Origin of the sequence: Streptomyces turgidiscabies Car8, assembly GCF_000331005.1 — a bacterium.
Classification (GTDB): domain Bacteria; phylum Actinomycetota; class Actinomycetes; order Streptomycetales; family Streptomycetaceae; genus Streptomyces; species Streptomyces turgidiscabies.
The window spans coordinates 1-13,313 of record NZ_AEJB01000252.1; the positions used below are offsets into that span (position 1 = coordinate 1).

General features: G+C 71.3%; 15 protein-coding genes. 10 read left to right on the top strand and 5 right to left on the bottom strand.

From position 1 onward, the window contains the following. Positions 1-28: 28 nt before the first annotated feature. Complete coding sequence (locus tag STRTUCAR8_RS16515) at positions 29-337, bottom strand: hypothetical protein (protein WP_006376938.1); 309 nt, start codon at positions 335-337, stop codon at positions 29-31. A gap of 319 nt (positions 338-656) precedes the next feature. Then, complete coding sequence (locus STRTUCAR8_RS16520) at positions 657-1,634, bottom strand: VldE C-terminal domain-containing protein (RefSeq protein WP_006376946.1); 978 nt, start codon at positions 1,632-1,634, stop codon at positions 657-659. 90 nt (positions 1,635-1,724) lie between these two features. Between STRTUCAR8_RS16520 and dapE the strand changes: the two genes are divergently transcribed. Together dapE and STRTUCAR8_RS16530 are read left to right on the top strand one after the other, a co-directional pair. Continuing rightward, positions 1,725-2,804, top strand: a complete 1,080-nt coding sequence (gene dapE / locus STRTUCAR8_RS16525; protein WP_006376943.1) for a succinyl-diaminopimelate desuccinylase — start codon at positions 1,725-1,727, stop codon at positions 2,802-2,804. Between the two features lie 126 nt (positions 2,805-2,930). Then, positions 2,931-3,689: an LOG family protein gene (locus tag STRTUCAR8_RS16530; protein WP_006376947.1), complete on the top strand. Its 759-nt coding sequence runs from the start codon at positions 2,931-2,933 to the stop codon at positions 3,687-3,689. 109 nt (positions 3,690-3,798) lie between these two features. Here STRTUCAR8_RS16530 and folP read toward each other — a convergent pair whose 3' ends face one another. Further along, positions 3,799-4,659 (bottom strand): dihydropteroate synthase, encoded by an 861-nt coding sequence (folP, locus tag STRTUCAR8_RS16535; protein ID WP_006376944.1) that lies wholly within the window; start codon positions 4,657-4,659, stop codon positions 3,799-3,801. 193 nt (positions 4,660-4,852) lie between these two features. Here folP and STRTUCAR8_RS16540 point away from each other — a divergent pair, with 193 nt between their 5' ends. After that, the gene (locus tag STRTUCAR8_RS16540) at positions 4,853-5,203 is read left to right on the top strand and encodes a DivIVA domain-containing protein (RefSeq protein ID WP_006376939.1); all 351 of its coding nucleotides are present in this window, start codon (positions 4,853-4,855) and stop codon (positions 5,201-5,203) included. Then, positions 5,200-5,790 carry a DNA-3-methyladenine glycosylase I gene (locus STRTUCAR8_RS16545; protein WP_006376936.1) on the top strand — a complete coding sequence of 197 codons (591 nt, stop codon included), beginning with the start codon at positions 5,200-5,202 and terminating at the stop codon, positions 5,788-5,790. The genes STRTUCAR8_RS16540 and STRTUCAR8_RS16545 overlap by 4 nt, the downstream gene beginning before the upstream one ends. A gap of 52 nt (positions 5,791-5,842) precedes the next feature. Here the strand turns inward: STRTUCAR8_RS16545 and chcB are convergent, their stop codons facing one another. Continuing rightward, positions 5,843-6,646 (bottom strand): 2-cyclohexenylcarbonyl CoA isomerase, encoded by an 804-nt coding sequence (gene chcB, locus STRTUCAR8_RS16550; RefSeq protein WP_044472319.1) that lies wholly within the window; start codon positions 6,644-6,646, stop codon positions 5,843-5,845. Between the two features lie 381 nt (positions 6,647-7,027). Between chcB and STRTUCAR8_RS49775 the strand changes: the two genes are divergently transcribed. Further along, entirely contained in the window at positions 7,028-7,195 is a 168-nt protein-coding gene (locus tag STRTUCAR8_RS49775) for a DUF3117 domain-containing protein (RefSeq protein ID WP_003966491.1), read from the top strand. 102 nt (positions 7,196-7,297) lie between these two features. Here the strand turns inward: STRTUCAR8_RS49775 and STRTUCAR8_RS16555 are convergent, their stop codons facing one another. After that, positions 7,298-7,996 (bottom strand): O-methyltransferase, encoded by a 699-nt coding sequence (locus STRTUCAR8_RS16555; RefSeq protein WP_078507217.1) that lies wholly within the window; start codon positions 7,994-7,996, stop codon positions 7,298-7,300. A 200-nt stretch (positions 7,997-8,196) separates the two neighbouring features. On the opposite strand from STRTUCAR8_RS16555, the gene sigE reads away from it, so the two are divergent. The 5 genes from sigE (at position 8,197) to STRTUCAR8_RS16580 (ending at position 13,307) form a co-directional block, all read left to right on the top strand. Then, positions 8,197-8,970 carry an RNA polymerase sigma factor SigE gene (gene sigE, locus STRTUCAR8_RS16560; RefSeq protein ID WP_179200528.1) on the top strand — a complete coding sequence of 258 codons (774 nt, stop codon included), beginning with the start codon at positions 8,197-8,199 and terminating at the stop codon, positions 8,968-8,970. Continuing rightward, positions 8,967-9,962: an anti-sigma factor family protein gene (locus tag STRTUCAR8_RS16565; protein WP_044472317.1), complete on the top strand. Its 996-nt coding sequence runs from the start codon at positions 8,967-8,969 to the stop codon at positions 9,960-9,962. Before sigE ends, STRTUCAR8_RS16565 begins: the two co-directional genes overlap by 4 nt. A 143-nt stretch (positions 9,963-10,105) precedes the next feature. After that, entirely contained in the window at positions 10,106-11,749 is a 1,644-nt protein-coding gene (locus STRTUCAR8_RS16570) for a S1C family serine protease (RefSeq protein WP_006376950.1), read from the top strand. A gap of 209 nt (positions 11,750-11,958) precedes the next feature. After that, positions 11,959-12,411 (top strand): sec-independent translocase, encoded by a 453-nt coding sequence (locus STRTUCAR8_RS16575; protein ID WP_006376948.1) that lies wholly within the window; start codon positions 11,959-11,961, stop codon positions 12,409-12,411. Positions 12,412-12,647: 236 nt separating this feature from the next. Further along, the gene (locus STRTUCAR8_RS16580; RefSeq protein ID WP_234372515.1) at positions 12,648-13,307 is read left to right on the top strand and encodes a hypothetical protein; all 660 of its coding nucleotides are present in this window, start codon (positions 12,648-12,650) and stop codon (positions 13,305-13,307) included. Positions 13,308-13,313 lie beyond the last annotated feature (6 nt).

Consider the following 13,313-nt stretch of genomic DNA (forward strand, 5'->3'; position numbering starts at 1 on the left):
CCGCCATCACCTGGTCACCGCTGCTCGGTCAGCCCAGCGGCAGGCTCTGCAGGGGCAGCTGGCCGGCGCCGGGCAGGCCCTGCGTGGGGAGCGCGTCCGTCGGCAGGCCACCCTTCGTGGCCGTCTCCGCGGCGCCGCCGAGGAGGTCGGCGCCGGGCGTGGGCACGGACTTCGTGACCGCGTCGGTGGCGCTCGCCGTGTCCAGGGCGGTCAGGCCGCCCAGGCTCGGGGTGGCGGGCGCCGCGCTGGCGGCGCCGGCCGCACCGACCCCGGCTGCCGCTCCCGCCGCGACGAGCAGCGCTGCACGGGCGATCCGGCGGGTCAGGGGGAGGGACATGTTGCTCCTGAGTTTCGGTTGACTGTTGATCGTCCGGACTCGGACGCAGTGATTACCGCTCGAAGCCCCCTGAAGGTTGCGGCGCCCCAACGTAAAGAGTTGGCAATGCGTCGCATTATCGGCTGCGGATAAAAACGGGCAAAGGCCACCCGGTCCGAAAGTCGGGTGAATCCTTGTGACGTGTTACAGCCCTTTGTTCGCAAGGGTTCTGACGGACAGTGCGCGGATGGGGGAGCGACTCGGCGAAAACCCGCGCAGACTTCCACCGCGATGCGGCAGGGGTAACCCTCGCGGGTGACACCCCGTACCCCTGTCCGTACTACTGGGTGGTGACGATGCGGACCGCGTCCGTGCCCCCGCCCGAGCCCTTCGCCGTCCCGACCGGCCGCCACTCGCTGTCGGTGTTTCCGGCCGTCCACCGGCGGCCCGCGTACGTGACGTTCTCGATGTGCAGCGCGGAGGCGTTGGCCACCGCCCAGTGCGCCAGCTGCCAGCCGCGCTCGCGGACCGTCGTCCCGGCGGCCCGGTCGGTGTCCGGGGACACCGGAAGCGTCACGGTCCGGCGGTCGGTGGCCGTCGTCGCGGTGGGGGCGGGAGTGGGGGTGGCGGCGGCCTTCCGGCCCACCTCGGCCACGGCCACCGCGAGCACGTCGCGGCCGAAGTCCCGTACGAGCGCCGCCCGCACGGCGTCCGTGCCGCCGGCCGGGGTGGTCTCCGGGCGGCCCTCGCAGGTCAGGGTGGCCGCCGCGCGGCCGGTCAGGGCCGCCGCCAGCAGTGTGGCGTCCTGCTCGTGCTTCGCGTACGCCTCCGGATAGCCGCTGCGCTGCACGCGCTGCGCGGCCTCCGTGAGGGGGAGGCGCGCATAGCCGGAGACCTTGACGAGATGGTCGTAGAACTCGCCCGCCGAGTAGGTCGGGTCCAGGATCTCCTTCGCCGTGCCCCAGCCCTGCGAGGGCCGCTGCTGGAACAGGCCCAGCGAGTCCCGGTCGCCATGGGTGATGTTGCGCAGCCCAGACTCCTGGAGGGAGGTCGCCAGCGCGATGGCGACGGCCCGTTCGGGCAGCCCGCGCGTGGTGCCGACCGCGGTGATCGTCGCCGCGTTGACCGCCTGCTCCGGCGTGAACTCGTACGCGGCCCCGTCACCGCCCGCCGAGACGACCTCGCAGGCCGGATCCCCGGTGCCGCCGGTGACGTACTGCACCGCGAGATAGCCCGCCACCGCGAGCAGGACCACGAAGGACGCCCCACGGCGGAGAAGGCGGCCACGACGTGTGCGAGTGGGGGACGGCTCCGGCATCCGTACAAGGTACTGGAGAGTAGGGAGTGCGGCCCGCATGGAGGGGCGGTGCGCGGTGGGGCGGCCGGACGGCGAGTTAGGGTCGTCGGCATGGCCGATACCCCGCTTGACCTCACGTTGGACGCCGCTCGCCTGACCGCGTGGCTCGTCGACTTCCCGTCGGAGAGCGGCAGCGAGAAGCCCCTCGCCGACGCGATCGAGAGCGCCCTGCGCGCCCTCCCGCACCTCACGGTCGAGCGGTACGGCAACAACGTCGTCGCCCGGACGAACCTGGGCCGCGAGCAGCGGGTGATCCTGGCCGGCCACATCGACACGGTCCCGATCGCCGACAACGTGCCGTCACGGCTGGACGACGACGGGGTCCTGTGGGGCTGCGGCACCTGCGACATGAAGTCGGGGGTCGCGGTGCAACTGCGGATCGCGGCCACCGTGCCGGAACCGAACCGGGACCTGACGTTCGTCTTCTACGACCAGGAAGAGGTCGCGGCCGAGCTGAACGGCCTCAAGCACGTGGCAGAGGCCCACCCGGACTGGCTGGAGGGCGACTTCGCGGTACTGCTGGAGCCGTCCGACGGCCAGGTGGAGGGCGGCTGCCAGGGCACGCTGAGGGTGCTGCTGAAGACGTCGGGGGAGCGCGCCCACTCCGCGCGCAGCTGGATGGGCTCCAACGCGATCCACGCGGCGGCGCCGATCCTGGCCAAGCTGGCCTCGTACCAGCCGCGTTACCCGGTGATCGACGGCCTGGAGTACCGGGAGGGGCTGAACGCCGTCCGCATCGGCGGCGGGGTGGCGGGCAACGTCATTCCCGACGAGTGCGTGGTGACGGTCAACTTCCGCTACGCGCCCGACCGTTCGGAGGCCGAGGCCCTCGCGCACGTACGGGAGGTGTTCGCGGACTGCGGGGTCACGGAGTTCGTCGTCGACGACCACAGCGGCGCGGCCCTCCCCGGTCTCTCCCACCCCGCGGCGGCGGCCTTCATCGAGGCGGTGGGCGGCACCCCGCAGCCCAAGTACGGCTGGACGGACGTGTCGCGCTTCAGCGCGCTCGGCGTCCCCGCGGTCAACTACGGCCCGGGCAACCCGCACTTGGCGCACAAGCGGGACGAACGGGTGGAAACCGGAAAGATCCTGGCGGGTGAGGAACGGCTGAGGGCCTGGCTGACGTCATGACCCGGCAAGGGTTCCGCGGCCGTCGGGAAGCGGCGCTTCACGGCGGACATCCTCACGTCCCCCGCCCGTAACCGGCGGAGATCTACGCTGAGGTGGAACGACAGTAGGTGGAGGAAGGGAGCGGCCATGGCTACCGGCAACCCCGAGGACAAGAAGCAACCCCCGGAGGAGCAGCGGCTCGGACCGGTGCTGCGCAGGCGCGAGCAGGTCCAGGCGAGCACGACCGACCAGCGTCTCCTCGACGCGGGCGGCCCCTCCGACTGGGTCCACACGGACCCCTGGCGGGTGCTGCGCATCCAGTCGGAGTTCATCGAGGGCTTCGGCACCCTGGCCGAACTCCCGCCCGCGATCAGCGTGTTCGGCTCGGCGCGGACGAAGGCGGACTCCCCGGAGTACGAGGCGGGCGTCCGGCTCGGACGGGGCCTGGTGGAGGCCGGGTTCGCGGTGATCACGGGCGGTGGCCCGGGCGCGATGGAGGCCGCCAACAAGGGCGCGTGCGAGGCGAAGGGCGTCTCGGTGGGGCTGGGCATCGAGCTGCCCTTCGAACAGGGGCTCAACCCCTACGTCGACATCGGCCTGAACTTCCGCTACTTCTTCGTCCGCAAGATGATGTTCGTGAAGTACGCGCAGGGCTTCGTGGTCCTGCCCGGGGGCCTGGGCACCCTGGACGAACTCTTCGAGGCGCTGACCCTCGTCCAGACGCAGAAGGTCACGCGCTTCCCGATCGTCCTGTTCGGAAGCGAGTACTGGGGCGGTCTGGTCGACTGGCTGACCAACACGCTCATCGCCCAGGGCAAGGCGTCGGAGAAGGACCTGATGCTGTTCCACGTCACGGACGACGTGGACGAGGCGGTGGCACTGGTGTCCAAGGAGGCGGGGCGCTAGCGCTGGCCTGAGCGGAATCCTCGTCGCCGGAGGGGCTGGCTCTCAGCCCGTCCGGCGTTCGAGGACGAGCGCGTCCAGCGCGACAGGGGGTTTGGGGGCGAAGGAATCCCTACGCCAGCCCCCGTCGCGCCACCGCCGGGGGCCGGTGGCCCGCGATGGACGTCACCATGTCCAGGACCTGCCGGGTCTCCGCGACCTCGTGGACGCGGTACACCCGCGCCCCCAGCCACATCGACACCGCCGTCGTCGCCAGCGTCCCCACCAGCCGTTCCTTCAGCGGCCTGTCGAGCGTCTCGCCCACGAAGTCCTTGTTGGACAGGGACACCAGCACCGGCCATCCCGTCTCCACCATCTCCCCGAGCCGCCGGGTCGCCTCCAGGCTGTGCCGGGTGTTCTTCCCGAAGTCGTGCCCCGGATCGATCATCACCGACTCCCGCGGCACGCCCAGCGACACCGCCCGCTCGGCCAGCCCGACGGTCACCCGCAGGATGTCGGCCATGACGTCCTCGTACGCCACCCGGTGCGGCCGTGTCCGAGGCTCCGCACCGCCCGCGTGCGTGCACACCAGCCCCACCCCGTACCGTCCCGCGACCTCCGCGAGGCGCGGGTCCACGCCGCCCCACGCGTCGTTCAGCAGATCGGCGCCGGCCTCGCAGACGGCCTCGCCCACCTCGGCCCGCCAGGTGTCCACGCTGATGATCACCTCGGGGAAGCGGCGCCGTACCTCCGCCACGAAGCCGACCGTCCGCCGCGCCTCCTCCTCCGCCGTCACCTCTTCGCCCGGGCCCGCCTTCACGCCGCCGATGTCGACGATGGCGGCGCCCTCCGACACCGCCTGCTCCACGCGCGCGAGCGCCGGCTCGTCGCGGAAGGTGGCCCCCTGGTCGTAGAACGAGTCAGGGGTCCGGTTCACGATCGCCATGATCACCGGCTCGTGCGCGCCGAACTCACGCCCACCCAGTCTGAGCATCGCCTGTGACCTCTCCTCGTGCGTTTCCCCGTACGGTTCCCCGTGCGTTCCTGTGCCCGGCCAGGCAATCAGCCCTGTATTCGGCCGCCTGCGACCCTAACTGCCAGACTCGCATGGCACGATCGGACCCTGCCGCATCAGGCGCCGCAGTTCCGATCAACCCGATCCGTCCGAATCCCGTGGGGACCCAGCGATGTTGATGTTCTTGTTCCTGGTCGTCGCGCTCGCCGTCGTGGTCACCGCGGTGACGCTGGCCGTGGTGGGCGGCGGTGACAGCGCCGTCCTGCCGGAGGCCGCTCCCGAGCAGCTCCAGGACCTCCTCCCGCTCGACCGCCCGGTCGGCCGTGACGACGTCGAGTCCCTCCGGTTCCCGCTCGCGGCCCGCGGCTACCGCATGTCGGACGTCGACGACGCCCTCACCCGCCTCGGCGCCGAACTCGCCGAGCGGGACGCCCGTATCACCGACCTGGAGTCCGCGCTGGCCGGCGCCCAGGCCGCGCCCCGGATCACCATGGACAAGCCGGTCGAGGGGAACGAGCAGTGAGCGACGCAGGCGGGGCCCTGGCCGGCCCCGACGGGGCGCTGCGCTGCCCCTGGGCGCTGTCCACGGAGGACTACGTGGCGTACCACGACGAGGAGTGGGGCCGCCCGGTCCACGGCGACGACGCCCTCTTCGAGCGGCTCTCCCTGGAGGCCTTCCAGTCCGGCCTCTCCTGGATCACCATCCTGCGCCGCCGGGCGGGCTTCCGTACCGCCTTCGCCGACTTCAAGATCTCGTCCGTCGCGGTCTTCACGGACGCCGACCGCGAACGGCTCCTCGCCGACGCCGGCATCATCCGCAACCGCGCGAAGATCGACGCGACGATCGCCAACGCGCGCGTGCTGGCCGACTGGGCCCTGGGGGACCTGGACGAGCTGATCTGGTCCCACGCCCCGGACGCGGCCTCCCGGCCGGCTCCCCGCACCCTCGCCGACGTACCGGCCGTCACCGACGCGTCGACCGCGCTGTCCAAGGCTCTGAAGAAGCGCGGCCTGCGCTTCGTGGGCCCCACGACCGCGTACGCGCTGATGCAGGCGTGCGGGCTGGTGGACGACCACTTGGAGACGTGCGTGGCCAGGAGCGCCCCATAGGGGACGCGTCGGACGCGTGGGGGACGCTCCCGGCAGTGCTCCGGCCCACGGACTAACGCCCCAGGAACTTCGGCTTCTCCTTGTTGACGAACGCCCGCACCGCGATCGCGTGGTCCTCCGACGCGCCCGCGCGTGCCTGCAGTTCGTCCTCCTTCTCTAGGGTCTCGCTGAGGGAGTGGGTGAAGCCGTACGCCATGGCCTCCTTGAGGGCCGCGTACGCGACCGTCGGGCCGTCCGCCAGCGCCCGTGCCGTCTTCTCGGCCTCGGCCCGCAGGTCCGCCGCCGGGACGACCCGGTTCGCGATGCCCAGTTCGTACGCCTCCTGCGCCTTGATGCTGCGCGGGAACAGCAGCAGGTCGGCGGCCCGGCCGGGGCCGACCACGCGCGGGAGCGTCCAGGAGACACCCGAGTCGGCGGTGAGGGCCACGCCCGCGAACGACGTGTTGAAGGCCGCGGTGTCCGCGACGACCCGGTAGTCGGCGGCGAGCGCGAAACCGAAGCCCGCGCCGGCCGCGACGCCGTTCACGCCCGCCACCACCGGCTTGGGCATGCTCGTCAGCGCCCGCACGACGGGGTTGTAGTGCTCGCGGACCGTCGTCATGGTCTCGCCCGTGCCGGCCTCCTGGTCGGCGGCCAGCAGCCCGATGTGCTCCTTCAGGTCCTGGCCCACGCAGAACGCCCGGTCACCGGCGGCGGTCAGCAGTACCGCCCGTACGGCGTCGTCCGTGGCCGCCGCCTGGACCGCCTCCCGGAGTGCGACCTTGGTCGCGATGCTCAGCGCGTTCATCGCCTCGGGGCGGTTCAGTGTGATCGTCGCCAGCCCGTCGTGCACCTCGTAGAGCACGGTGTCGGCCATGGGGGTCCCCTCCGGTGTCGCGGCTGCGTCGTCCTGCGTACTGATCAGTACGTACTCGTCCCATGACAGCATGGCGGAGATCACGCGCCGAGGAGAGGGCCGGTCATGTGACCTGCGTCAAAGAATTGCGGCTCGGCAGCGGACGGCCGGGAGTCCGCGCGGCGGCGAAGTATCGCAGTCACATCGCCGAATTGAGTGGTTTTGATCGCGCGCGTTGCCCAAGCGATGCCGACTGATGTTGGTCATAGGGTCCTGAGATGCGGGATAATGGCTGGGAAGCAATGTGTTCGATGCCGGTGACGTGCGTCCCATGAGGGGATGCGCGTGCCCTCCTAAGGGGCCGTCGGCGACGATGAGCTGGTTTCAGGAAGGGGAACGAGCATGGCGGCCATGAAGCCGCGGACGGGCGATGGCCCGCTCGAGGTGACAAAGGAGGGGCGGGGCATCGTCATGCGCGTTCCGCTCGAAGGCGGCGGTCGACTCGTCGTCGAGCTGACCCCTGACGAGGCCGACGCTCTGGGCGATGCCCTGAAGAAGGTCGTCGGCTGACGCGAGCGGACGCGTCCATACCCTTTCAGCTGCCCCGGCATCGTGAACCTACGGCGCCGGGGCACTGTTTTGCCCGCCGTGCGCCGAAGTCGGCAGGACCGCTCAGCGCTTGACCGCGCACAGTAGGCCGTCGCCCACAGGCAGCAGGGACGGCACCAGTTCCTGGCTCTCGCGCACCGCGCGCAGCAGCTCCCGCAGCCGTATGACCTCGGTCGGCTGCGGCCCCGAATCGACCGTCCTGCCGTTGGCGAACACGCCCTCGAAGACCACCAGACCACCCGTACGGAGCAGACGCAACGATTCAGCTAGGTAGTCCAGGCTCTCCAGCCGGTCACCGTCACAGAAGACGAGGTCGTAGCCCGCGTCCGCGAGCCGGGGCAGCACGTCCAGGGCGCGGCCCGGGATGAAACGGGCGCGGTTGCTGGCGAAGCCGCACGCGCGGAAGGCCTGGCGGGCGAACTGCTGGTGGTCCGGCTCGGGGTCGACCGTCGTCAGGACTCCGTCCGGGCGCATGCCGTGCAGGAGATACATGCCCGAGACGCCCGTCCCGGTTCCGATCTCCGCCACCGCCTTCGCGTCCACGGAGGCGGCCAGCAGCCGTAGCGCGGCGCCCGTGCTGGGCGCCACCGAGCGCAGCCCTGCCTCGCGGGCCCGGTCACGGGCCCAGCGCAGTGCCTCGTCCTCGGCGACAAAGGCGTCGGCGAACGCCCAGCTCGTCTGCCGGTTGCCGGTAATGACCCTCTCCTGTCCCCGCAGTTGCCTGGGCGTGACTGTATCCGTTGAGCTCGGGAACCCGCAGATGGGACCAGTCGTTTAGAGGGGTGCGGGACGAGGTGGGGCAGACAGGGTGAGACATGGGGGACCAGCGGATGGACCAGAACACCGGTGACACCGAGAACAACGGCAACGCCGTGCAGGTACTGACGCGGCCGTGTGACCCGGCTCCGCGCACATCAATTCCTCGTAAAACCGCTTATCCGGAGCTAACGGGCGAGGTGGCTATGGTAGGGGCTCCACTGGACACCACCAGAGCCGACAGGGGAGGTGCGGCTGCGCCTGTGGATCGGGGAGGGGCGCTGAGGCGCCTTCTCGGATCAGCGGGTAGGCCGAAATCCGTGAACAACACTGCTGCTGACCCGAGCCACGCCGCTGACCGAGCCCAGACCGCGACCTTCTCCACCGACGCGGACGGGCAGGCGTGGACTCCGCCCTCGTGGGAGGAGATCGTCAGCACGCACAGCGGCCGCGTCTACCGCCTGGCATACCGCCTGACCGGCAACCAGCACGACGCCGAGGACCTCACACAGGAAGTCTTCGTCCGCGTCTTCCGCTCGCTGTCGACGTACACGCCCGGCACCTTCGAGGGCTGGCTGCACCGCATCACCACCAACCTCTTCCTGGACATGGTCCGCCGCAAGCAGCGCATCCGCTTCGACGCCCTCGGCGACGACGCCGCCGAGCGACTGCCCAGCCGCGAGCCGTCCCCGCAGCAGGTCTTCAACGACGCGCACTTCGACGCGGACGTCCAGCAGGCGCTGGACACCCTCGCGCCCGAGTTCCGCGCCGCCGTCGTCCTCTGTGACATCGAGGGACTGTCGTACGAGGAGATCGCCGCGACTCTCGGCGTGAAGCTCGGCACCGTCCGCTCCCGTATCCACCGAGGCCGCTCCCAGCTCCGCAAGGCCCTCGCGCACCGCTCTCCGGAGGCCCGTGCCGAGCGTCGCTTCGCGGTGCCACGGGTGGCCGCGCTGGGAGGAGGGGGCGCGAGCGCGTGAGTGGATCACGGCCGTACTCGGCCGAGCGTCGGCTCGCCGAGCAGCATCTGGGAGACCGCCTCTCCGCCCTTGTGGACGGAGAACTCGGTCATGAGACGCGTGAGCGCGTCCTGGCGCATCTGGCCACCTGTCCGAAGTGCAAGTCCGAGGCCGACGCGCAGCGCCGTCTGAAGAACGTGTTCGCGGAGATGGCCCCGCCACCGCCCTCCGAGAGTTTCCTGGCCCGTCTGCAGGGCCTTCCCGGAGGAGGTGATTCCGACTCCGGCGGCTCACCGCTGGGCGGGGGAGGATTCACCGACGGACTCACCGGGTTCCCCGGAGGCCGGGGATCCGGCTCAGGAGTCTTCGGGGTGAACGGGGAGGGCTTCGGGTACGTTCCGGCCCGCCCGCACACCTCCGTGCTCCCGTCCGCCCCCGGCCGGGGTTTCCGTATCCATGACGTCGGCCGTCATGACGCCGACCGGTCGTCCTCGCGCGGACTGCGGTTCGCGTTCGCCGCCGCCGGTGCGGTGTCGCTGGCGGCGATCGCGCTGGGCGGGGTGTCCACGGGCGTTCCCGGTGACACGACGGACGCCCGGGGCACCTCCGGCGGCAGCAATGTGACGCCGATGCGTCCGCAGGGCGGTGGGACCTCGACGGCGCCCGACAGCCAGCGGCGCCGCTCCGTCGGTCCGCTGTTCTCGCCAGGAATGGGGCAGGGGACGTTCGGTCAGACGCCGGTGGCGTCGACGGAGGCCTCCGCGCCGCTGCTGCCGGGCATCCCGGCACCACCCTCCGGGGGCCGGGAGCGGGCGGCCATGCATCCGCTGACCGCACCGGTGGTGGCCGCCGCCGCGGTGCTGTCCCCGCTCATACGCCCGCTCGAAGCCCCGCAGGTCGCCCTGACCTCCTGGTCGACGGCGCCCGAGGTGGCGCTCCAGGGTCTGCTCATGGCGCCGGTGACCGACTCGTCCTACCCGCCGTCCCCGTCCACGCAGGACACGGTCCGCTGACCCCACGAACCTGGTTGAATCCGAGGTGCGGGCCGCGTATCTGCGGTCCGCACAACAGCGGTCGGTGGAGCGGTGGTTCACCGCGTCAGTGACCCCGCGGACACCGCCGACGAGCTGTCGGGCGGGCCAGGTGTGGGGAGAGCATGAACGAGGGGAAGCCCGCGAAGGCCAACTGGTGGAGCCGGTCCAGCGGGGAATCGGCGCCCGGCCAGGAGGCGTCGGACCCGGCCGGTGCCGAGTCCCGGCCCGATACCGGCGCTGAAATCGGGGGCGACTTCGAGTTGGAGCGGCCCCGGGCGACGCCCGGCCAGGCCGAGGGAGACGCCGGCGACGCCACGCGCAACGGGGGCGGCAACGACGGGGACTTCGAGCTTCCGCTGCCTGTCGGCGTGCCCGATCCCGCCCTCGCCGTCGAGGCGGACTCCCCGCCCGTCCAGGATGCCGACCCCGCCGATCCCCACAGCACGCCTCCGTACGGCCATCCCGGCCCCTGGGCGCCCGCTCCGCCCGTCCAGCACCCGGCGGCGGCCCAGGTGACCCCGGCGCACGGTACGGCCGTAGCGGAGCCGCTCACGCCCGCCGAAGACCCCTGGCGGCGCTACGACCCTTGGGCGGCTCGCACCGCCTCCCCTCTCCAGCAGAACGGGGCCGGCCCCGCCGGAGGCCGACCGGGGGCGCGGAAGCGTGGGCTCGTCACCGGAGCCCTGGTGCTCGCGCTGCTCTCCGGGGGCGTCGGTGGGATCGTCGGGTCGTATCTGGAGCGCCACGACGAGGACGGCGACCGGGTTCAGCTGTCGCAGGCCGCGAAGGACGAGTCCCTCGGGCGGGCTCCGGACAGTGTGGCCGGGATCGCCGCGCGTGCCCTGCCCAGCGTGGTGACGCTGCATGTGCGCGGCGCCGGAGCGGAGGGCACCGGAACCGGGTTCGTGCTCGACAGCCGGGGACACATCCTCACCAACAACCACGTCGTCGAGGCCGCCGGCGCGGACGGCAAGGTGACGGTGACGTTCAGCGGCGGCGAGACAGCCGAGGCCGAGATCGTCGGACGGGACAGCGGATACGACCTCGCCGTCGTCAGGGTGAGCGGAGTCGACGGACTGCGCCCCGTGGTCCTCGGGAACTCCGACAACGTGGCGGTCGGTGATCCCGTCGTCGCCATCGGGGCGCCCTTCGACCTCCCCAACACCGTCACGTCCGGCATCGTCAGCGCCAAGGAACGGCCCATCACCGCCGGGGGCGGGAGCGGGGACGGCAGCGACGTGTCCTACGTCGACGCGCTCCAGACCGACGCGTCCATCAACCCGGGCAACTCCGGCGGGCCACTGCTCGACGCCGAGGCCAGGGTCGTCGGGATCAACTCCGCGATCCGCTCCGCCGACGGCGCCTCGGGCCTGGAGGGCACCCAGTCCGGGTCGATCGGGCTCGGGTTCGCCATCCCCGTCAACCAGGGCAGGCGCGTCGCCGAGGAACTGATCAACACCGGCAGGGCGACCCACCCCGTCATCGGCGTCAGCCTCGACATGGACTACAGCGGCGACGGTGCCCGCGTGGGCACCAAGGGCAACGACGGCGGGCCCGCGGTCACCACCGGCGGCCCCGGCGACCGGGCGGGCCTGGAGGCCGGCGACGTCATCACCGGGGTCGACGGACGGCGCGTGCACTCAGGCGAGGAACTGATCGTCAGGATCCGCGCCCACCGCCCCGGTGACCGGCTGAAGCTGTCCCTGGTGCGCGGCGGCAGCGAACGGACGATCTCCCTCGTGCTGGGCTCCTCCGGCGGCAACTGACAGAAACTTCACAGGCGGCGGCCTTCTACCGGCTCCCATTAGGCAAACATCCCGGAAAACCGGTGGCGTACACCCACTCTTGGCCCTTCGGACGGTACCGGTGGGACAGGATGGCCGGGTACCGTGGAACCGGCCCGGACCACGGAAGACCGCGAAGACCGCACGGACCACCGAGGGCCGAGGACCGAGGACATCGCAAGGAGCTTCAGGTGTTCAATGACATAGGACCGCTCGAGCTGGTGACGCTCGTGCTCCTCGCCGTGCTCGTCTTCGGTCCGGAGAAGCTTCCGAAGATGATCCAGGACGTCACGCGCACCATCCGCAAGATCCGGGAGTTCTCGGACAGTGCGAAGCAGGACATCCGCTCGGAGCTGGGCCCCGAGTTCAAGGACTTCGAGTTCGAGGACCTGAACCCCAAGACGTTCATCCGCAAGCACCTGGACAACGACGAGCTGGGGCTCAAGGAGATCCGCAACGGCTTCGACCTGAAGAAGGAGATGGCCGAGGTCACGGACGCGGTCCACAGCCGCGAGTCGGACTCGTCCCCGTCTTCGTCGTCCTCTTCCTCCTCCGGTTCTTCCGGTTCCTCCGGTGGCACCGTCGACATGACGAAGAAGCCCGAGCCGGACGAGCGCCCGCCCTTCGACGCGGACGCCACCTGACCGTCGTGGGCGCGCGGCCTTCGTAGGTCCGCGCGTGACGTGATTCATACTCCGACCGGGCCCCGGACGGCCCGATACGGACGTCTGCGCGGCCCACGCGCCGGGCGCTTTCCCTGCTGCCCGGATCGGTGTGGATATGCTGCCGAGTTGTTGTGGGGCCGTACATGGGCGAACAACGCCGCCCGAAGGGGGGCGGGCCGCTCCGGTCCGACGAGAACGAGGAGGCGTCCGGGTACATGGAGACGACAAGTCGGGTGGGCGCGCAGGCGCCGGCCGCGGAGGGCGGACAACAGGTCCCCTCCGCCCGGCGCACGGTCGACGGCTATCTGCTGGCGCCCTTCCCTTGGTACGGCCTCGACGAGGCCTTCACGGGACCGCGCTGGCTGATGCAGGTGGGTACGGCGGCGGACGGTGCCGTCGAGCACGGTTCGATCGGGCACGGCGACGAACCCTCCGTACGGCACGAGGCGATGGGGGAGGACAAGGAGCGGTTCGCGGTGGTGGTCACCGTGGCCGCCAACCCCGTACGGCGCAGTGCGGACGGTACGGGGCTGCTGGAGGCCACTTCGGTCTCGTCGGCGGCCTGGCTGGCGGGGGTGGGGCTGCTGTCCTTCACCTGGCCCGGCCAGATGGACCACACCCTCCGCGACGACTGGCTGGACCAGCAGACCGAGACGGCGTGGGTCCTCGCGGACGATCTCGCCGGTGACGACTGGTCCACGTTGTCCCTGCCGGTCGACGGGGTGCCGACGCCGTTCCACTACCGGGAGTCGGAGTTCGGGTGGGTTCTCGCCGGGTCGACCCAGGCGGGGGTGCACGTGGGGGCGTACGGGCGGGGGATGAGCGCGTACGGGTTGGGGTTTGCCGTGATCAAGGATATCGGCGTGTACGCGTGAGGTCGG

Bases quoted from the DNA above. Each gene is read 5' to 3' on its own strand.
- STRTUCAR8_RS16515 (WP_006376938.1), bottom strand. From the start codon at position 337: ATGTCCCTCCCCCTGACCCGCCGGATCGCCCGTGCAGCGCTGCTCGTC.
- STRTUCAR8_RS16520 (WP_006376946.1), bottom strand. From the start codon at position 1,634: ATGCCGGAGCCGTCCCCCACTCGCACACGTCGTGGCCGCCTTCTCCGC.
- dapE (WP_006376943.1), top strand. From the start codon at position 1,725: ATGGCCGATACCCCGCTTGACCTCACGTTGGACGCCGCTCGCCTGACC.
- STRTUCAR8_RS16530 (WP_006376947.1), top strand. From the start codon at position 2,931: ATGGCTACCGGCAACCCCGAGGACAAGAAGCAACCCCCGGAGGAGCAG.
- folP (WP_006376944.1), bottom strand. From the start codon at position 4,659: ATGCTCAGACTGGGTGGGCGTGAGTTCGGCGCGCACGAGCCGGTGATC.
- STRTUCAR8_RS16540 (WP_006376939.1), top strand. From the start codon at position 4,853: ATGTTGATGTTCTTGTTCCTGGTCGTCGCGCTCGCCGTCGTGGTCACC.
- chcB (WP_044472319.1), bottom strand. From the start codon at position 6,646: ATGGCCGACACCGTGCTCTACGAGGTGCACGACGGGCTGGCGACGATC.
- STRTUCAR8_RS49775 (WP_003966491.1), top strand. From the start codon at position 7,028: ATGGCGGCCATGAAGCCGCGGACGGGCGATGGCCCGCTCGAGGTGACA.
- sigE (WP_179200528.1), top strand. From the start codon at position 8,197: ATGGTAGGGGCTCCACTGGACACCACCAGAGCCGACAGGGGAGGTGCG.
- STRTUCAR8_RS16570 (WP_006376950.1), top strand. From the start codon at position 10,106: ATGAACGAGGGGAAGCCCGCGAAGGCCAACTGGTGGAGCCGGTCCAGC.
- STRTUCAR8_RS16580 (WP_234372515.1), top strand. From the start codon at position 12,648: ATGGAGACGACAAGTCGGGTGGGCGCGCAGGCGCCGGCCGCGGAGGGC.